Origin of the sequence: Enterococcus sp. DA9 (assembly GCF_008000875.1) — a bacterium.
GTDB lineage: Bacteria > Bacillota > Bacilli > Lactobacillales > Enterococcaceae > Enterococcus_B > Enterococcus_B lactis.
Genome location: NZ_CP042839.1, coordinates 2375995 through 2396066, shown reverse-complemented (window position 1 = coordinate 2396066; position 20072 = coordinate 2375995). Strand labels below are relative to the sequence as shown.

At 38.5% G+C, this 20072-nt stretch carries 20 protein-coding genes, 1 pseudogene and 1 riboswitch; of the genes and pseudogenes, 20 read left to right on the top strand and 1 reads right to left on the bottom strand.

All coding sequences use genetic code 11. The features are described 5' to 3' along the window. Positions 1-92: 92 nt before the first annotated feature. The 10 genes from FTX43_RS12495 (at position 93) to FTX43_RS12450 (ending at position 9294) form a co-directional block, all read left to right on the top strand. Positions 93-566, top strand: coding sequence for a Fur family transcriptional regulator (locus tag FTX43_RS12495; protein ID WP_002290152.1), 474 nt, complete (start codon positions 93-95; stop codon positions 564-566). A 95-nt stretch (positions 567-661) separates the two neighbouring features. Then, complete coding sequence (gene xerD, locus FTX43_RS12490) at positions 662-1549, top strand: site-specific tyrosine recombinase XerD (protein WP_002309610.1); 888 nt, start codon at positions 662-664, stop codon at positions 1547-1549. Between the two features lie 18 nt (positions 1550-1567). Further along, positions 1568-1939, top strand: coding sequence for a GNAT family N-acetyltransferase (locus FTX43_RS12485; RefSeq protein ID WP_002290158.1), 372 nt, complete (start codon positions 1568-1570; stop codon positions 1937-1939). Then, a complete protein-coding gene (locus tag FTX43_RS12480) occupies positions 1936-2706 on the top strand; it encodes a segregation/condensation protein A (RefSeq protein ID WP_301178618.1) in 771 nt (256 codons plus the stop codon). The genes FTX43_RS12485 and FTX43_RS12480 overlap by 4 nt, the downstream gene beginning before the upstream one ends. Next, positions 2690-3265 carry an SMC-Scp complex subunit ScpB gene (scpB, locus tag FTX43_RS12475; protein WP_002309607.1) on the top strand — a complete coding sequence of 192 codons (576 nt, stop codon included), beginning with the start codon at positions 2690-2692 and terminating at the stop codon, positions 3263-3265. Before FTX43_RS12480 ends, scpB begins: the two co-directional genes overlap by 17 nt. Further along, positions 3266-3982 carry a pseudouridine synthase gene (locus tag FTX43_RS12470; RefSeq protein WP_002313886.1) on the top strand — a complete coding sequence of 239 codons (717 nt, stop codon included), beginning with the start codon at positions 3266-3268 and terminating at the stop codon, positions 3980-3982. Between the two features lie 81 nt (positions 3983-4063). Continuing rightward, positions 4064-4188: riboswitch (FMN riboswitch) on the top strand. 123 nt (positions 4189-4311) lie between these two features. Further along, complete coding sequence (locus FTX43_RS12465) at positions 4312-4923, top strand: ECF transporter S component (RefSeq protein ID WP_002309605.1); 612 nt, start codon at positions 4312-4314, stop codon at positions 4921-4923. Positions 4924-5302: 379 nt separating this feature from the next. Further along, on the top strand, positions 5303-6826 hold the full coding sequence (locus FTX43_RS12460; protein ID WP_002290168.1) for a YfcC family protein: 1524 nt from the start codon (positions 5303-5305) through the stop codon (positions 6824-6826). Positions 6827-7062: 236 nt separating this feature from the next. Next, positions 7063-8403, top strand: coding sequence for a M20 family metallopeptidase (locus FTX43_RS12455; RefSeq protein WP_002313884.1), 1341 nt, complete (start codon positions 7063-7065; stop codon positions 8401-8403). A gap of 153 nt (positions 8404-8556) precedes the next feature. Continuing rightward, on the top strand, positions 8557-9294 hold the full coding sequence (locus FTX43_RS12450; protein WP_002316165.1) for an alpha/beta hydrolase: 738 nt from the start codon (positions 8557-8559) through the stop codon (positions 9292-9294). A 161-nt stretch (positions 9295-9455) separates the two neighbouring features. Here the strand turns inward: FTX43_RS12450 and FTX43_RS12445 are convergent, their stop codons facing one another. Beyond that, positions 9456-9677 carry a ferredoxin gene (locus tag FTX43_RS12445; protein WP_002309599.1) on the bottom strand — a complete coding sequence of 74 codons (222 nt, stop codon included), beginning with the start codon at positions 9675-9677 and terminating at the stop codon, positions 9456-9458. A 30-nt stretch (positions 9678-9707) separates the two neighbouring features. Here FTX43_RS12445 and FTX43_RS12440 point away from each other — a divergent pair, with 30 nt between their 5' ends. The 10 genes and pseudogenes from FTX43_RS12440 (at position 9708) to FTX43_RS12395 (ending at position 20058) form a co-directional block, all read left to right on the top strand. Then, a complete protein-coding gene (locus FTX43_RS12440) occupies positions 9708-10739 on the top strand; it encodes a helix-turn-helix domain-containing protein (RefSeq protein WP_002309598.1) in 1032 nt (343 codons plus the stop codon). Next, positions 10726-12129: an ATP-dependent DNA helicase RecQ gene (locus tag FTX43_RS12435; RefSeq protein ID WP_147607093.1), complete on the top strand. Its 1404-nt coding sequence runs from the start codon at positions 10726-10728 to the stop codon at positions 12127-12129. The genes FTX43_RS12440 and FTX43_RS12435 overlap by 14 nt, the downstream gene beginning before the upstream one ends. A 65-nt stretch (positions 12130-12194) precedes the next feature. Then, on the top strand, positions 12195-12830 hold the full coding sequence (locus tag FTX43_RS12430) for an SAG1386/EF1546 family surface-associated protein (RefSeq protein WP_002309596.1): 636 nt from the start codon (positions 12195-12197) through the stop codon (positions 12828-12830). A gap of 48 nt (positions 12831-12878) precedes the next feature. Continuing rightward, entirely contained in the window at positions 12879-13559 is a 681-nt protein-coding gene (gene cmk / locus FTX43_RS12425; protein ID WP_147607092.1) for a (d)CMP kinase, read from the top strand. 134 nt (positions 13560-13693) lie between these two features. Beyond that, positions 13694-14923, top strand: a complete 1230-nt coding sequence (gene rpsA, locus FTX43_RS12420; RefSeq protein ID WP_002320679.1) for a 30S ribosomal protein S1 — start codon at positions 13694-13696, stop codon at positions 14921-14923. 181 nt (positions 14924-15104) lie between these two features. Continuing rightward, positions 15105-16415: a ribosome biogenesis GTPase Der gene (der, locus tag FTX43_RS12415; RefSeq protein ID WP_002290177.1), complete on the top strand. Its 1311-nt coding sequence runs from the start codon at positions 15105-15107 to the stop codon at positions 16413-16415. Positions 16416-16656: 241 nt separating this feature from the next. Then, positions 16657-16931 (top strand): annotated as a pseudogene (locus FTX43_RS12410) (HU family DNA-binding protein). Between the two features lie 232 nt (positions 16932-17163). Beyond that, entirely contained in the window at positions 17164-18210 is a 1047-nt protein-coding gene (locus FTX43_RS12405) for a hypothetical protein (protein ID WP_002309590.1), read from the top strand. Position 18211: 1 nt separating this feature from the next. Further along, positions 18212-19471, top strand: coding sequence for a tetratricopeptide repeat protein (locus FTX43_RS12400; protein WP_002290180.1), 1260 nt, complete (start codon positions 18212-18214; stop codon positions 19469-19471). Between the two features lie 5 nt (positions 19472-19476). Continuing rightward, on the top strand, positions 19477-20058 hold the full coding sequence (locus FTX43_RS12395; RefSeq protein WP_002309587.1) for a ReoY family proteolytic degradation factor: 582 nt from the start codon (positions 19477-19479) through the stop codon (positions 20056-20058). The last annotated feature ends 14 nt before the right edge of the window (positions 20059-20072 follow it).

Below are 20072 nucleotides of genomic sequence, written 5' to 3'. Positions count from 1 at the left end.
TGTTTTTCTTAACTAGCTTATAATAATTTTAATTAACACAGTGCTATTGTTTTTCTAAATTGTAATTATTATAAATTGTTGGGGTTGAGTAAATGGTCATGAATGCTATTTCGGCGATGAAAAAAACAAAACAGCAGCTACATGAATCGGGGTTCAAGCTGACACCGCAAAGAGAAGCTACCCTGCTTGTGCTTTTGGAGAATGAGAAAGAGCATTTGTCTGCAGAAGAGATCTTCTTTTTAGTGAAAAAAAAGAGTCCAGAAATTGGACTTGCTACTGTTTATAGAACCCTTGAAATCTTGACAGAATTAAAAATTGTCGATAAAGTAAGTTTTAATGATGGATTAGCCCGTTATGATTTGAGAAAAGAAGGCGCCAAACATTTCCATCATCATTTACTATGCTTGAACTGCGGCACGATCGAGGAAGTAGAAGAGGATCTTTTACTTGAAGTGGAGCAAGTAGTAGAAGAACGTTATCATTTTTTAGTAAAAGATCATCGGCTGACGTTCCATGGAATCTGTCAGGAATGTTATGAAAAAGAAAAAAGAAACCAGTCCGTCTGAGTGTCTAGACGGCTTTTTCTTTGCTCAGATTATGGAAAAAGACTATCAGAATGAAGCGGTATCTGATATGATAGAGAGGCATGAGGGGGATTATTATGAAAGAGCAAATCAACGATTATCTCCACTACTTGAATATTGAACGGGGATTATCCGCCAATACACGTCAAAGCTATGAACGTGATTTGGAACAATACTTGCATTTTCTAGAAGAGCAGAAAGTTGCTTCATGGCAAGATGTCGATCGTTTTTTAGTCATCCGTTTTCTGGAAAAACTGCATGAAGAAAAAAAAGCGACAGCAACCGTTACGCGGATGATCTCAAGCCTCAGAAGATTCCATCAGTTTTTACGACAAGAGCGTGTTACGGATCATGATCCAATGCAGCATATCGATACGCCAAAGAAAGCGCAGAAATTACCAAGTACATTGACGCTGGCAGAAGTAGAAAAGCTGATTGAAGCACCTGATACGACAAAAACGTTAGGGATAAGAGATCGTGCAATCTTAGAAGTCATGTATGCTACTGGGATGCGCGTCAGTGAATTGATTGGATTGAAATTGGGAGATCTTCATCTTTCTCTTGGGCTGGTACAGACAGTCGGTAAAGGAGATAAAGAGCGGATTATTCCTTTAGGTGATTATGCGATCCAATGGCTGGAACGCTACTTAGACGAAGCACGTCCGTTACTTGTAAAGGACGCATCTGAAATGCATGTATTTGTCAATAATCACGGAAAAGGTCTTTCCCGGCAAGGAATCTGGAAAAATCTGAAACAGCTAGTAAGAGAGGCTGGGATTTACAAAGAAGTAACGCCGCATACGCTGCGGCACAGCTTTGCCACCCACTTGCTAGAAAACGGAGCAGATTTGCGGACAGTACAAGAATTGTTAGGTCACGCGGATATCTCTACGACACAGATTTATACACATATCACGAAAAAAAGGATGACAGATGTTTATAAGCAGCATTTTCCAAGGGCTTAGTCATAGGAAGGTGAGAAGATGTTAACACATTACCGAAAAGAAAACCGTAAAATTGCTATGGGACTGTTGAGTTTCCATAAGAAGCTGACAGGTAAGTCTTCTTTGTTGAAGGAGATAGATACGTACGAATCTGAAGATGATTATGAACTTTTTTTCTTTACGCCAGAAGGTTCGACCAACATTCAAGGAATCATTGGTGTTTATTGGGCAACGAACGATCAGCTGATCATCCATGACATTTCTTTGAATCCATCTTATCGTGGTGAGAATATGGGCTTCCAAATGTTAGATGAATTACAAGAAAAGTATCCGGATGTCTCCATCCGTGCAACTGAAATCACAGAGCCTTATATTGGAAAGTGGCTAGCAAAGAAAAAGAAGAAAGAGTGAATGAGTTGACGGAGATCAATATTAAATTAGATGTATTCGAGGGACCTCTCGATCTGCTGCTTCATCTGATTCAGCAAATGGAAATCGATATATATGATATACCAATTGCTACGATCACAGAGCAATATATGAATTATATCCATACAATGAAAACATTAGAGCTAGCTGTTGCAGGAGAATACCTAGTGATGGCTGCTACATTGATGGCAATCAAAAGTAAGACGTTGCTCCCTATCCAAGAGTTTGTTACAGATGATGAAGAACTATGGGAAGAAGATCCTCGAGAAGAATTGGTCACTCAGCTTTTAGAATACCGTAAGTATAAGTATGCGGCTGAAAAATTAACAGAAAAAGCAGAGGAACGAAGTCTTTATTACACAAAAGACCCTATGAACATCGATGGATTGGCGGATGTTGAAAAGCCGTTGAAGCGAGGACAAGTCAAAAAAATCGATTTGATCCGTGCCATGCAGAAAATTTTGGAACGTAAGAAATTTTCTCAAAAAGTGGAAAAAACGATCACGCCGGATGATACAACGATCGAAGAACGAATGATCTTTATCGAAGAGCGTATAAAAAGAAATACGCATGGCTGTACCTTCGACTCTTTTTTTGAGTCGCCTTCCAAAAGTGAAGTTGTCACTACTTTTATGGCTTTGCTAGAGTTGATGAAAAAAGGACAGATTATTGCGCAACAAAAAGAAAACTATGAATCAATTATGCTTTATCTAGCAGTAGGAGATACCGAACATGACGAAATTAAGTGAACTTGAAGCCCTTCTTTTTATTGTTGGCGAGGAAGGAATCAGTAATGAAGAATTAAGCGGACTGTTGAATCTCAGTGAAGCAGAAGTCGCAAATTTAGTGAAAGAATTAAGAGACTCTTACGCTCAAAACCCGCACTCAGCTTTGCATATTTTTGAAACGGAAAGCCATTATGTATTAACGACTAAAAAAGAGCTAGCGCCATTGCTCAAGCGATATGCGCAAGGAACATCGAACACGTTATCTCAAGCCGCTGTCGAGACTTTAGCAATCATTGCCTATAAACAACCAATCACACGAGCTGAGATCGAGCAGATTCGAGGCGTTCAGGTTTCAGGAGCGGTACAGCGTCTGGCTGCTCATAAACTGATTGAAGAAAAAGGCAGAGTAGAAGGACCAGGTCGACCGATATTATATGGAACAACTGGTTACTTCTTGGATTATTTTGGGCTGAAATCATTAGAGGAACTGCCTGATACACAAGAAATGGAAATTTCACTTGAAGAAGATGTGTCACCAGATCTATTCTTTGATGGAATGAATAAAGGAGAACAATTGTAAATGGAGAGATTACAAAAAGTAATTGCCCACGCTGGCATTACTTCTCGTCGAAAAGCAGAAGAATTTATCCTTGCAGGACGTGTAAAAGTAAACGGACAAGTTGTAAGAGAATTAGGGATAAAAGTTGGAAAACATGACACTGTGGAAGTGGATGAAGTGCCAATTTATCAAGAAGAATACGGTTATTATTTATTATACAAACCTAAAGGAGTCATTTCTGCTGTAGCAGATGACAAAGGAAGAAAAGTCGTTACGGACCTTCTGCCGATGGTAAAAGAACGAATTTACCCCGTAGGTCGACTGGATTACGATACTTCGGGTATCTTACTGCTGACAAATGATGGAGATTTTGCCCAGCGCCTGACACATCCAAAACATGAAGTGGATAAAGTTTATGTCGCAAAAGTAAAAGGGATTGCGACAAAATCAATGCTTGCACCTTTGGCAAAAGGAATAAAGATCGAAGGACGAAAAACGTCTCCAGCTAAGTTCCAAATTTTATCAGTGGATCCTAAGACAAATCACAGTATCGTGGAATTGACGATCCACGAAGGACGGAATCATCAAGTGAAAAATATGCTTCAAGCAGTTGGGCTCCCTGTGCAAAAGTTAAAACGTGAAAAATACGGTGATTTGACATTACAAGGTCTACGCCCTGGGGATTATCGTGAATTGAACAAAAAAGAAGTCAGCAGCTTATTGAACCATTCAAAATAAACACTTACTTTTTATAAGTGTTAAATGTTGCGTTTTTTGAAGAGATATGTATAATGAATATGTAAACAAAATTTATATAAGGTTCGTCTTCAGGGGCAGGGTGAAATTCCCGACCGGTGGTTATAGTCCACGACCTATTTTGCAAAAAATAGCTGAATCGGTGAAATTCCGATACCGACAGTACAGTCTGGATAAAGAAGATAGGGCTTATTTGACGCACACTTGATCAAATAACTCTAACTCTATTTTCCCTGGAAAATAGAGTTTTTTCATTTGGAGAGAAACGTCAAAAAGTTCGCTGAAGAGGAGTCCTAACAGGAGGATTTCAAATGAAGAACACCCGTGTACAGAAAATGGTTGCAGTAGCGATGTTTGCTGCGATCGCATTAGTTTTACAGTATTTTGCTTTTCCGATCATGCCGGCTTTTAGTTTTTTGAAGATTGATTTTAGTGATATCCCGGTATTGATCAGTATGTTCTTATTCGGTCCAGCGGCCGGAGTAGCAACAGCGTTCTTGCGTTCAGTATTACATCTGCTGACTACAGGTTTTTCTCCAGATAACCTAGTGGGAGACACAGCTAGTTTCTTATCAACAACGATCTTTACCTTTCCGATTTATTACTTCTTTAGTGTAAAGAAACAGCATAAAGGAAGAAATAAATTTTTAGGTGTGATTACAGGAACGATTGCTCTGACTATTTTCATGAGTATCGCGAATTATTTCGTTATTACGCCTCTTTACTTAATGTTTTTAGGACTGAACGCGACACAGATGTTGGGGATGTCTTTAGCAAATTATGTATTGATTGGGATTGTTCCTTTCAACTTAATCAAAGGATTCATCGTGAGTGCTGTCTTTTTAGTGCTACATGCGCAACTTCTTCCATGGTTAAGTCGAAAACAACATCAGTTGGAACAACGTCATACAGCAGTTAAATAAATGTCAAAAAGATCAAGAAATTCTTGATCTTTTTTTTTTTGGAAAAAAATACAATACATGCAATATTGTAAACGTTTTATTTGTTTGTTTTGAGTATTTTTTTTATTTATGCATAAAAATCAATTGGTTCTTTTGGAATGTGAAATCCTTCTCCTTTTAAAAGACGGAAATGTTTGTTTATATAAAAAAGGAAACGCTACAATAAAAATGAAGAAAGCTTTAAAAACCTAAGAGAAGGGGGAGGAAATAGGAAAAAACGAACTTTTTGAACAAAAGTTTTATAAAATGCGTGTTATTATTTTTGTTCTGGTACTCTTTTTGATAAAATAACATTAGAGCCAAAAATGATGTCTCTAACGGAAAAGAAAGGAAGAAGAAGATGGAACAAACAAAGAAGAAAAAATTTCAAATGCCTTCAGCGTATACGGTCTTATTCATTATTATTGCAGTAATCGCTGTACTTACTTGGTTTATACCAGCTGGGCACTATAGTGTAGACGATGCAGGCAACATTGTCGCTGGATCATATGAACGAGTACAACAAAATCCTCAAGGGCTGTGGGATATTTTCATGGCGCCAATCAATGGGATGCTAGGTGTACCAGCGGGGGAGCTAACTAAAGAAACACCTGCTGCAATCCCAATCTCTTTCTTCATTTTAGTTGTTGGTGGATTTTTAGGTATTATCAACAAAACAGGTGCACTAGATGCCGGAATCGCTTCAGTTGTGAAGAAATTCAAAGGAAAAGAAAAAATGCTTATTCCAGTATTGATGCTGTTATTTGCATTAGGCGGATCTACTTATGGAATGGCAGAAGAAACGATTCCGTTCTATGCTTTACTGATCCCAGTTATGATGGCAGTAGGCTTTGATACAGTGGTAGCAGTAGCCATCGTATTAGTAGGGTCTCAAGTAGGTTGTTTAGCTTCAACGGTCAATCCTTTCGCAACAGGCGTAGCTTCACAAGCTGTTGGGATTTCGATGGGTGAAGGTATTGGTCTTCGATTCTTGATGTTCGTTATTTTGTTAGCTATTTCTATTGTATATGTGTATCGCTATGCATCAAAAATCGAAAAAGATCCAACAAAATCATTAGTATACAATCAACGTAAAGAAGATATGAAACATTTCGATATCGAAGCAATCGGTCGCCAAGAAGTAATCACGAAAAAACAAAAACATGTAAATGTATTGTTCTTCATTACTTTTGGTATCATGATCATCAGTTTGATTCCTTGGACAACCTTGAATGCGAATTTCACAATTTTTGAATCGTTGACAAACTGGTTAACAAATCTTCCAGTACTAGGTACTGTTTTAGGTAAAAGCATGCTTCCACTAGGTGACTGGTACTTCCCAGAAATTACTATGTTGTTCTTAGTCATGTCAATCGTCGTAGCAATCACGTATGGTATGAAAGAATCTGAATTCGTCTCTGAATTTTTAGCTGGTGCTTCTGACTTGATTGGTGTAGCTATCGTAGTAGCTGTTGCTCGTGGTATCCAAGTAGTTATGAACAACGGGTTGATTACAGACACTATCTTACACTGGGGCGAACAAGGATTAAGTTCATTATCTTCAAGTGTATTCATCATCATTACATTTATTTTCTATATTCCTATGTCATTCTTGATTCCTTCAACTTCTGGCTTAGCTGCTGCAACAATGGGAATCATGGGACCTATGGGTGAATTTGCCGGTGTAGGGAAGGATTTAGTTATCACTGCTTATCAATCTGCGTCTGGCTTAGTAAACTTGATTACACCAACATCAGCTATCGTAATGGGTGCTGTAGCGATTGCTCGTTTCGATGTTTCAGTATGGTGGAAATTTACTGGTAAATTAATTGCGATATTATTTGTAGCCATCTGTGTGATCCTAGGTGTAGCAGCAATGTTCTAAACCTAGACAAATACAGGTACAAGGTCTATCATAAGAGTGAAGAAACCGATATACGGCTATCGATAAGCACGTGGATAAGTCGATTGCTCCATTCAGTGAGTGTTTTTTCTTTCATCATTTGTTAAGAACATTCTGCTTGCTGATGGAGCAGGCTTAAAACGTCATTATTAGAGAAGAAGAGGTTGTGTCGGAGGCATTTGACATAACCCTTTTTAACATATTAGGAGGTTAAAATCATGAAACAATTTGTGACAGAACAACATCATGAACAAGCATTAGAATCATTGAGCGAATTGATCCGTATCCCTTCCGTACTAGATGAAGCAGATTCAGGGAAAGGACACCCCTTCGGTAAAAAAGTGATTGAAGCTTTAGACAAAGTATTGGAAATCAGTGAAAAGCTAGGATTTAGAACATTTAAAGATCCAGAAGGCTATTACGGTTATTCAGAGATTGGCTCAGGAGATGAATTATTCGGTATCTTGTGTCATATGGATGTTGTTCCGGCAGGCGACGAAAACAATTGGGAAACGAAACCATTCGATCCAACCGTAAAAGATGGCTGGTTAGTTGGTCGTGGCTCCCAAGATGACAAAGGTCCTTCCATTGCGGCAATGTATGCTGTAAAAGCTTTGATGGACGCTGGCGTGGAATTCAAAACACGTATTCGTTTTATCTTTGGTACTGATGAAGAAAATTTGTGGCGTTGTTTAGAAAAATATAACGAAAAAGAAGAAGGCATTACGCAAGGATTTGCGCCAGACGCTGAATTCCCTTTAATTTATGCGGAAAAAGGCTTATTACAAGCTTACTTGACAGGCCCTGGAACGAACGATTTTTCTGTAAAAGCTGGCGGGGCGCTGAATGTTGTTCCTGATGCAGCTCCTTATTCTGGTGAAAAGATTTCTGAAGTAAAAGAAGCATTGAAAAAACACGGATTCGATTTCGAAGAACAAGGCGAAGGAATCGTCGTTCTTGGTAAAAGTATCCACGCGAAAGATGCCGCACAAGGAGTGAATGCTATTTCTCGTCTGGCAATCGTTCTTTCAGAAGTATTCGATTTTGGCCCAATCAATTTCTTAGGAAAATTAGTTCAAGAAAATGCAACTGGTGAAGCAGTCGTGGGCAAGACAGAAGATGAACAATCTGGTGAGCTAACGATGAACTTTGCAAGTTTGGAAATCACACCAGAACAAACAAAAATCGGTGTAGATATGAGAATTCCTGTGACATTCAAAAAAGAGGATTTAGTAGCTAAATTAACGAAAACAGCAGAAAAATATGAGTTGTCTTATGAAGAGTTTGACTTCCTAGATTCATTATACGTGCCATTGGATAGTGAGTTAGTGAAAAACCTATTGGGGACATATCGCGAGATTACTGGAGACATGACTGAACCATTTGTATCAGGTGGCGCTACCTTTGCCCGTACGATGAACCAGTGTGTGGCATTCGGTGCGATGTTCCCTGATACTCCTGACTTCATGCATCAGGCAAATGAACGATGGGAATTAAGCAGTATGTATAAAGCAATGGAAATTTATGCAGAAGCAGTGTATCGTTTGTGCGCTAAATAAAAAATAATCATATAAAAAGGCGGATATTCAAATGGATATTCCGTCTTTTTTATTTGGTGCTGGAAAGTTTGCATTTTTCTCTTATTTTTTTTAAGGTATAATCATACTTGATTGAGAAGAAGGTATAAACTCAGATAGAAAAGGTGGGAGAAATTGAAAATATTTAGACGAATACTAATTGGCTTAGTCATTATTTTAGGATTACTTGGCGGAGGCGGTTATTACTATATACAGCAAAATACGTACGAACCATCGTCAGAAGCACAAAAGGTGGTAAAAGAAGGAAGAAACAAAGAAGATTATTTGTTTTTTGAAGGAGAGAAAAAGAACCAGGCAAAGTCTCCATTACTTATTTTTTATCCTGGTGCTCTCGTAGACCCAGAAAGTTATAGTATTTGGGCGCAAGATTTAGCAAAAAACGGCTACTCAGTTGCTATTGTCAAAATGCCTCTTGATCTAGCAGTGATAGGTGGAAACAAAGCGGATAAGATCAAAGAAGATTTTCCGGATTCCGATTATGTGATCGGTGGTCACTCTTTAGGCGGTGTCATGGCAAGTCGATATGCGAATAAGAATCATTCAGACAGTCATTTAAAAGGGGTATTCTTCATGGCAAGCTATCCCGATAAAAAAGGAACATTGAAAGAATCAGCTGTCCCAGTTTTATCCATTACAGCAACTAAAGATAAGGTATTGAATCAGAAAGCTTATGAAGAAGCCAAGCAGTACTTACCAGAAAGAACAGAGTATGTATCAATCAACGGCGGGAACCACGGAGGCTTTGGTAGCTATGGTGAGCAAAAAGGAGATGGAGAAGCAGAAATTTCTAACGCAGATCAGCAAACTGTGATTGTCAATACATTGGAAAACTGGCTGAAAAAGTTGAAATAACCGAAATGGGTCCTATAGGGTCTATGAAAAAACAAGTCAAATAAATAGATAATAAATATAACTTTCAAAATAAGTCGGGATTTCACGGAATGGGAGAAACAGATCCCGGCTTATTTTCAAGTTTAGAAAATCTAGTGTTCATTTTTAAAGCTTAGTTTGACTTAAATTTTGTTTTCTAATAAAATCGCCCGAACTGGACATTTTTGATACGCTTTTCTTACATACGCTTCTTCTTCCGGCATGACGAACTGTTGATGAGCCTCTGGTTCTTGGGCAAATAAAACGATTCCTTCTTCATCATAATCGAAAATATCCGGCGCTTCGATTTGGCAAAGACCGCATGCAATACAGCGTTCAGGTACAAGTTTACATAGTAGTGACATTTCTAACCATCCTAACTTAAGGAGAATAATATGATTGTTTTTATTTTATCGCTATTTTCATCAAGAAACAAGCTGCGAGTCAGCTCTCTTTACCAGCTCCTTGTGGGAAAGCGAACGACTTCAGTACTTATTTTCGGATTTACTCACGAACTTTTATTTGCTCATAACAGTTTTCCAGAATTGAAACAGGACAAGTTTTCTCAGATTATGCAAAAACTTGCACAGCAAGGCTGGATCGAAATAAATGAAAATGAAGCAAAACTAACGTCTGCAGGAGCAGATAGGTTGTCTGAACTTCACACAGAATATACTGGTTTGCGTTTTGACCGATATGGACGAACTGGGGAAACTAGTTGGCGGCTCATCAAATTTGCTGTTCAAGTGATTTCTAATCTGGCATCTGGGAACCAAAATTATCTTCCAGCAGAGACAAGTCCTTTTTATACTTTTCAACTGAAAAAATGGCTTAGTGGAAGCAGATTGTCACGTGGAATTTTGATTGATAGCGCGTATGAAAGTTTAGCGCAACTGTTTTCGGAGATACCAGAAGGAGCAGCCGATTTTTTAGCTAACCAATTCTCTGGAAATGATCGAACAGGCCTTCTGCCATATCAGCTAGCAAAAACCAATGATGAGTCAGCTGTTTATTTACAACAAAGCAGATGTATCCATCTTTTGCTCGCACAAATAGAAGAACGGCCAGATTCGCTATGGTATGTGTTGATTGATCCGTTATTACAGCAAAATTTCAATCAAAGCATGATGATCACCAAGCAGATGTTTATGAATGGTCAGACAATTGACCAGATTATGGCAATCCGTCATTTAAAAAAAGGGACGGTAACAGATCATCTTATTGAGTGGGCCTTGTTTTTTGATGATTTTCCATACGAGCGGATTCTCTCTCAAGAAACGGTCGAACGGTTGGAACCAAATAAGGATTCCGTGCGCGAGTGGCGCTTCAGCGAATGGAATGTAGATGGACAATTAGATTATGGAGAATTTCGTTTGTATCAAATCTATCTATTGAGAAAGGAAGCGATACAGAATGTTAATAAATGAATTAAAAAAATATTTTGGATTCGATTCATTTCGACCCGGCCAAGAAGAAATTATTCAGGCGTTGCTTGATGGAGAAGATACTCTCGCTATTTTGCCTACAGGAACGGGGAAAAGCCTATGCTATCAATTAACAGGGTATTTAATGGATGGGATGGTCCTCATCGTGTCACCGCTACTTTCTCTCATGGAAGATCAAGTAACACAACTGCAAAAACGAGGGGAAAAACGAGTAGCTGCTTTCAATAGCTTGCTTTCGCGAGCTGAAAGAGGATATGTTCTCCGTCATCTGTCGCAATATAAATTTTTATTTTTGAGTCCGGAAATGTTGACTAACCCTTCTCTATTAGAGCAGCTGAAAAAACAGGATATAGCGCTATATGTAGTGGATGAGGCCCATTGTGTATCACAATGGGGGGTTGATTTTCGGCCAGAATATCAACAGTTAGGAAAAATCCGCGAGCATTTGGGAAACCCAGTCACATTGGCTCTAACGGCGACAGCGACAGATTTGGTAGCGAAAGATATACGTCAGGTGCTATTTGATCGACAGCCAAAAGAGGTTAGACAATCAGTCAATCGACAAAACATCTCGCTTTTTGTTCGAAAGACGCAGCAAAAAGAACAAGAACTTGAACAATTCATGGAAAGAGCACAAGGTGCGGCAATTATTTATTGTGCAACAAAAAAAGAAGTCGAACGCTTGTATCATTTATTCAGGGAGCGCTTTTCAGTTGGATATTATCACGGTGGCCTTGACACAGCTCAAAGAAGACAGCTTCAGCAACAGTTTGTAAAAAATCAGCTGCAGTTTCTCATTGCTACGAACGCATTTGGTATGGGGATCGATAAATCTGATATTCGTTATGTGATCCATTACGATTTGCCAGACAGTCTGGAAAACTATGTACAAGAAATCGGTCGAGCAGGCAGAGATCAAGAAGAAAGTGCAGCAATCCTTTTATATCAAAGTGGAGATGAACGTATTCATTATTTCTTTAATCAACTTTCTAGAGAACAGCGACAAAGTTTTGAGCTTTATTTGGAATATACAGCAGAGCAAGCGCCATTTGATGAGCTGCAAAAAAAATGGATGGAGTTGATCCAACAGTCTGAAAAACCAGAAAATTGGGTGGAACGGCTCAAACGCCAGGAAAAAGAAAAAGAATTCCGCCTACAGCAGATGCTTCGTTATATCCATGAAGAAGACTGCCGCAGAAAATTCATCTTGGCCTATTTTGGTGAAGAACTTTCCGAAAAGCCGCAGAATTGTTGTGATATTGATGGCGCAAAAGTAGAACTTCTACCAAAGAAAAAGGCTTTTTCTAAGACTGAACCGCTTCATTGGGAATCGATTTTACTAAATTTATTTAAAAAAAACATGGAACATTGATTTTTTAGGACAAGACACTTTTTCCTATGGTATAATACACACGATAGAGTTTAGGAGGTAAAACAGTGAGCAGAAAAGATAGACATCAATCTACAGAAAATAACGAAACACAAGAACCATGGGAACAACCAATCTATGATACAGATGATGAGGTTTCATCAAGAAGTTCTCAGAGACAACAAAAGAAAGGAAATACATTATTTCTTTCGCTATTTTTGATTTTACTAGTCTTATGTATCGCTATTCCAGCAGGTGCTTATTTCTGGATCAGAAACGGATCAAGCAACAATGCAACAGCAGCATCTTCTTCTGAAACTTCGACATCAGTAGTAGAAAGTTCCACAAGTACAACAAAAGAGGAGTCAACTGAGACTTCAACAGTAGAATCTAGTACAATGGCGGAAGAATCTACTGTTTCTCAAGATACAGGGGTAACGTCAGAAAGCAGTATTGCAGCAGAGACAACACCTTCTTCCTCAAGTGACACAACTTATCAAGCAGGGGATTCAAGCAGCAATGCAGCAGAAACAACACCTTCTTCCTCAGCTGTAGCCGGTACGACAACGACTGTTCAAGCAGGCGAAGGTCCAAAACAAGTGGCTGAGCGTGCAGGAATCACCATTGACCAATTGTTTGAATTGAATGGCTTAGATCCAAATAACTTTATGCTTTACCCTGGTCAAGAACTAAGAATTAAATAATAATAGTCGCGCTTTGCGGCTTTTTTTTTGAGAAAAAGGAGTTATATCATGACACAAATCAGTATTACAATCGACGGACCTGCTTCATCTGGAAAAAGCACCGTTGCCAAAATCTTAGCAAAAGAATTAAATTATATTTATACGGATACCGGTGCCATGTATCGCGCAGTAACTTATCTAGCTATTACGAATAATGTATCTTTTTCAGATGAGGAAGGACTAGTTTCACTGATCAAAAAGTATCCTATCTCTTTTTCACAACAAGAAGATGGGCAGCATGTATTCACAGCATCAAAAGACGTCACACTAGAAATCCGTCAGCCAGATGTCACAAAAGCTGTTTCAGAAGTCTCTGCTCATGGGAAAGTAAGAGAAGAACTAGTTGCTATCCAACGGAAAATAGGCGAACGCGGTGGCGTTGTGATGGACGGAAGAGACATTGGGACAGCTGTATTGCCGAATGCAGAAGTAAAAATCTTTTTAGTAGCAAGCGTAAGTGAGCGTGCAGAAAGACGATTCAAAGAGAACCAAGAAAAGGGTATCCCAACTGATCTTGAAACATTAACAAAAGAGATACAGGCAAGAGACCATTATGATTCAACAAGGGAAGTTTCTCCGCTGCAGCAAGCAGAGGACGCTGTTCGTATTGATACTACCGGCAAATCCATTCCAGAAGTCGTTGCAGCGATAAAAGCCGTCGTTTTGGAAAAGGGATATCTTCTTTTTTAAATGAAGAAAAAAACTGAAAAACAATTGTTTTTTCAAGGAAAACGAACGAAATCGCTTTATTTTTTTTGAATAATCAATTAAACTAAAAACAGTACCGTATTTACGGCAGAATGTTGGTTAGGAGGACAAGTGTTATGACAGAATTTGATCAAAATCAAGAGAACAACCAGTCAATGGAAGACGCAATGAAAAGCGTCCAAGAAGTAAAAGTTGGCGATGTTGTTAAGGGCGAAGTTTTGGTTATCGAAGACAAACAAGTAATTATCGGAATCGAAGGGGCCGGAGTTGAAGGCGTCGTTCCGGCAAAAGAATTATCAACTTTACCAGTAGAAGATATCAACGAAGTAGTGAAAGTCGGCGATGTATTAGACTTAGTTGTTATCAGTACGATCGGCAAAGATAAAGAAAACGGCAGCTATCTTCTTTCAAAACGCCGTTTAGATGCTAAAAAAGTTTGGGAAGACATCGAAAGAGATTTCCAAGACGGTAAGGTAATTGAAGCACCTGTTACAAATGTTGTCAAAGGCGGTTTAGTCGTTGACGTCGGTGTGCGTGGTTTTGTCCCTGCATCAATGGTGGAAGATCATTTTGTTGCGGACTTTTCAGATTATAAAGGCAAAACATTGAGTTTTAAAATCATTGAAATCGAACCATCAGAAAATCGTTTGATCTTATCGCACAAAGCGGTAGTTGAAAATGAAAGAGAAGAAAAGAAAAAAGAAATCCTTTCAACGATTCATGAGGGCGATGTTCTTAGCGGACGTGTCGCACGTCTTACTGATTTCGGGGCATTTGTCGACCTAGGCGGAATTGACGGTCTAGTCCATGTCTCAGAGATTTCTCATAGTCATGTAGCAAAACCAAGTGATGTGTTAGCTGTTAATGATGAAGTAAACGTTAAAGTGTTGTCTATCAACCCTGAGCAAGAACGTGTTTCCTTGTCAATCAAAGATACACAGCCTGGACCTTGGTCAGAAATCGATACAAAAGCCCCAGTTGGAGCAGTATTGGACGGAACTGTTAAACGTCTGACAAGTTTCGGTGCCTTTGTTGAAGTATTCCCTGGAGTAGAAGGGCTAGTCCACATCTCACAAATCTCACATAAACATATCGCCACACCTCACGAAGTACTTCATGAAGGCGACGAAGTGAAAGTGAAAGTATTGGAGATCCATCCAGAAGAACATCGTATTGCATTGAGTATCAAAGCTTTAGAAGAAAAACCAGCTTCAGAAGAAGAACCAAAAAATGTGGAGTCTTATGAATTACCAGAAGAAAATACTGGATTCACTATGGGAGACATTTTAGGGGATGCGTTGAAAGAAGAAGTAGAAGAAAAAGCAACCGATGATTCTGAAAAATAATTGATTTTGTATCTGTGACTGAGATGAAAGCAGCTGCTTTTGTCTCAGTTTTTCTTTTGAAAAGCGGTTAGTATTTCATTAAGGAATAAAAATACTTCGTTTAATTGACAATCTATGCTTGAAAGTTGGCATTGCATTCGTTAAACTAAGTGAGATTGGAAACTTGTGAGGAGGAAATAATATGGCAAATCCAACAATTGCAATCGTTGGCCGCCCGAACGTCGGTAAGTCTACGATTTTTAACCGCATCGCTGGTGAGCGTATCTCGATTGTCGAAGATACTCCTGGAGTAACTCGTGATCGTATTTATGCAAAAGGCGAATGGTTAGGTCGAGAATTTAGCGTGATCGACACAGGCGGAATTGATCTTGGCGATGAACCTTTTATGGATCAGATCAAACATCAAGCAGAAATCGCGATTGAAGAAGCAGATGTGATCATCTGTGTCGTCAGCGGACGCGAAGGCGTGACAGACGCAGATGAGATGGTTGCGAAAATTTTATACAGAAGTAATAAACCAGTGATTTTAGCAGTCAATAAAGTAGATAATCCGGAAATGAGAAATGATATCTATGAATTTTATTCTTTAGGACTAGGCGATCCTTATCCTGTTTCAGGAAGCCACGGACTAGGAATTGGCGATATTTTAGATGAAGCAGTGAAGTATTTCTCTGAAGAGACTGAAGAAGAGGATGACGACACGATCAAGTTTAGTTTGATTGGTCGCCCAAATGTTGGTAAATCTTCTTTGATCAACGCGATTTTAGGAGAAGAACGGGTGATTGTTTCGGATATTGAAGGAACGACAAGGGATGCAATCGATACTCACTTTGTTTCTGAAAGTGGACAGAAATTCTTGATGATCGATACAGCCGGCATGCGTAAACGCGGAAAAGTATATGAAAATACTGAGAAATACAGCGTGATGCGTGCGATGCGTGCGATCGACCGTTCTGACATCGTTTTGATGGTACTGAACGCGGAAGAAGGGATTCGAGAACAAGACAAGCGAGTAGCGGGTTACGCTCATGAAGCTGGTCGTGGTGTCATTATCGTTGTGAATAAATGGGATCTTGTGAAGAAAGAAACCAATACGATGCGTGATTTCGAACAAGAGATCCGTGATGAATTCCGATATTTAGATTACGCACCGATCGTCTTTGTTTCTGCAGTGACTAAACAACGGTTGGAACGTCTTCCTGAAATGATCGAACAAGTAAGTATGAACCAGAATCTTCGTATCTCTTCTGCTGTTTTGAATGATATCATTATGGATGCTGTAGCCATCAATCCAACACCGACAGATAAAGGAAAACGGCTGAAGATCTTTTATGCTACACAAGTCGCTGTCAAACCGCCTACATTTGTTGTTTTTGTCAATGAAGAGGAATTGATGCACTTTTCTTATGAGCGTTTCTTAGAAAATCAAATCAGAAAAGCATTTACTTTTGAAGGGACATCCATTCGAATCATCCCTCGTAGAAGAAAATAGGCATTTTACCATATCAACGTTTTTTTTTCAAAAGAAAAAGATAGTTTTGTTTGTTACGTTTCTATGACTAAAAAAGCATATGAAAATTGGTAAAAACCTTGCTATTAAGCGGTTCATATGATATCGTGATAACAGAATATTGAAGTTAATCAATATTTCTTTTTAAACTTCTGGACCACTCAGAAAGTTTTAACTAAATGATATTTCTATCATATCTCTTGTGGAGGAGGTGAATCTATCCATGGCAAACAAAGCAGAATTAATCGAAAAAGTTGCTTCAGCTACTGATTTAACTAAAAAGATGCAACTGCAGCAGTAGATGCTGTATTTTCAACTATTCAAGATGCTTTAGCTAACGGCGAAAAAGTTCAATTAATCGGTTTTGGTAACTTTGAAGTTCGCGAACGCGCAGCTCGCAAAGGTCGCAACCCACAAACTGGTGAAGAAATCGAAATTCCAGCTAGCAAAGTACCTGCATTCAAACCAGGTAAAGCATTAAAAGACGCTGTTAAATAAGACAGTAAAAAAGCGCTTGTGGCTCTAAGGCTACAAGTGCTTTTCTTTTTATTTCCTAGCAGAAAAAGTCAATTAAGAGACAAAAATTTCGAATCCGTATGTCATACATAAAAAACACATGTATTCTATTTAATTTTTATTTATTTCCAAGTTAAGAGGTGGACTTTGCCCTTATCTTTTCTAGATTTTGCTTACTAATGGTAAAATAAAAATAAGAAGAGGAGGGATGCGTATGGAACTTGATTATCAAGTAGAAGAAGCATTGACAAAAGTGTTCTACGGAGAAACGCTTGTCAGTCAACTAAGAGCACTTTCGATCGATCAACCCATCTTGTTTTTAACAAATCAGCGTTATTATGATTTGTTTGCAGATAAGATCAACCCATTATTTGCAAATCAGGCAAATAATGACTGGTACATTTGTGCCAATACTCAATGCAATCATTTAACAGAATTGAAGAACTTGCTTGATTTCACCAAACGCTATCCCGAAAATCAATCCATGTTTGTTATCGGATTTGGAAATGAAGGGATCATGGATCTGGCAGGTTTTTTTCAAAAACATACAATCCTTGATTCATCACTTTGGCTGATTCCTGTCTCGATCCGTTCGCTGAGCCGAGCATTAACTCCACAGCGAACGATTTTGCAGCTACCGAATCGTGTCGTGCTACAAACCATCAACATGCCAGAACGCATCGTTTATGATCAAACGATCAGCGAGCGGCAAGTGGACGGAAAACAGATTGACTTTTTGACTTTTATCTGTTGCGGAATGATTTGTGATCACCGTTTTTTACAAAATTTGTATAAAAACTATCCAAATAAAAAGCAATTAACGACCCGGCCATTTGCCGGGATGATCGAAGAAATGATTTATTTTTATCAATTAGAGGCAGAAAATCTGTCGAATTATGGTAAACTATTTGAACAAGCTTTTTATCTGACTGAAAATGGACACTTGCTTTCTGCTAGTATGAAAAAATTCTTAGGGATGATGTTTCATTTCGTGTGGAATCTCCAAGCCTATCCGTTTGATTTCCAACTAAAAAATTTTTTTGTATGGCTAGACTTGCTTGGCTATCCTATCCAATGGTTGGAACAGATTTCAAAGATGGAGTATTTGGAAAAAGTCCTTTTCTTGGCAGAAAAAAGCAAAAAAATACTTGTTTTAGAAAAAATAGGTATAATAGACGGATACCAACGACCAAACGAAAAAGAATTGTTGAGAACAATGACGGTATTTCAACAAATCGTCAGCGAGATAAGAGGGAATTGAAATGAATACAAATAGCGAAAAAATGTTGCAAGCTTTATCAGATGAAGATCTGGCACAAGCACAACTCTTTTTAGAAAAAGCATTAAAGGAAGATCCAGCAGATATATTAGCTGAACTAGGGGAAGAATTGCTAGCTATTGGCTTTTTGATCGAGGCAAAACAGATTTTTGAACAATTGATCAACCAATACCCAGAAAATGACGGACTAAACATCCCGCTAGCAGAAATTGCAATCGAAGACAATGAGATTGACCTAGCTTTTGAATACTTGGAAAAAGTGGATAAGGAAAGTGATTACTATCCGCAAAGCTTATTGGCGATAGCTGATTTGTACCAAGTCATCGGGATTCCTGAAGTAAGTGAAGCAAAATTGAAAGAAGCGGCAGGGTTGCTACCGGATGAACCATTGATCCAGTTTGCACTAGCTGAATTGTATTTTTCAGTCGATCGTTTCAAAGAGGCAGCAGTAATTTATGAAACATTGTTGGCAAGTGGAATAAACGAGATGTCAGGAATCTCGATGCAAGAACGTTTAGGGCAATCCTTAAGCATGCAAGGTGAATTTGAAGCAGCTATCGCACCTTTAGAAGAAGCATTGAAAGAAGAAAAGACAGATGATCGACTGTTTCAGCTAGCTTTTACGAATCTCCAATTAAAAGAAAATCAGCAAGCAATCAACTATCTGGAAGAGCTTCGAGAAGTTAATCCACATTATCAATCATTATATCTATATCTAGGACAAGCTCTTCAAGAAGAAGAAATGGTTGAAGAAGCGCAAACAGTGTTAGAAGAAGGAATCAAAGAAAATCCTTACCAAGTTGAACTTTATCATCTAGCCTCTGAAAATGCTTTTCGTCTGCACGACAAACAGCGAGCAGAGGAACTCTTGCTGAAAGCTTTAGAAGTAGGAGATAAACAAGATGAAACATTACTTACTTTAAGCAATCTTTACTTGGATGATGAAAGATATGAAGATGTGATACAAGTGATCAATCAGATGGAAGAAACTGCTAATCCGTATGCGGAATGGAATCTAGCGCATGCTTATAATGAATTAGAAGACTTCACCGTTGCAGCTGTACACTATGAACAAGCTTATCATGAACTATCTCATGAACCAGATTTCTTGAAAGAATATGCCTTTTTCTTAAGAGAAGAAGGACAGCTAAAAAGAGCGCAAGAATTATTGACTCATTATTTAAAACTTGAACCAGGAGATATGGAGGCACTGTCATTATTAGATGATCTAACAGAGAGGTGAGAAAAATGCTAATTGATGTACGGGAAAAGAAGAATTTTTTAACGTGGATGGTCAATCATGTATCTTTTAGCCGAAGAGAAGTTTTTTGGATCTTGAATTATCTTGCCAATCATGAAGCGATTTTAAGTAATGTCCACTTTGTAGAAGGGGCAAATTTTGCGGATCGAGGTCTGCAAATCAGTGATCTATCTGTTGAAGGGGAACCAATGAAATTGTTTTTGCAGGGAAAAGAATTTACGGATACAGATCAGATTTTTCATGAGATCCGATTGAATTGGAAGAAACCCTTATATGTGGAATGTCTATTTGAGAATGCTTGGCAGACAAGAGAATATCTATCGATCTTAGAAGATAATCCATTTTCTTCTTGGGATGCTTCTGTTAGTGAAGAAGATACTGAATTGATCGAGCGATATTTTCAAGAAAAAGAAGAAGCAGCAAAACTAAATATGCTTTATGCTCAAATCGATCAAGCGCTAGAAGATGGAGATAGGGATGCTTTTTTGAAATTATCTGATGAAGTTAACCGAAAGATCCTTTTGCAGACACAAAAGAAAAGTAACCGGGTAAGTGAACATAACAATTAGTTAAAAACAGTATA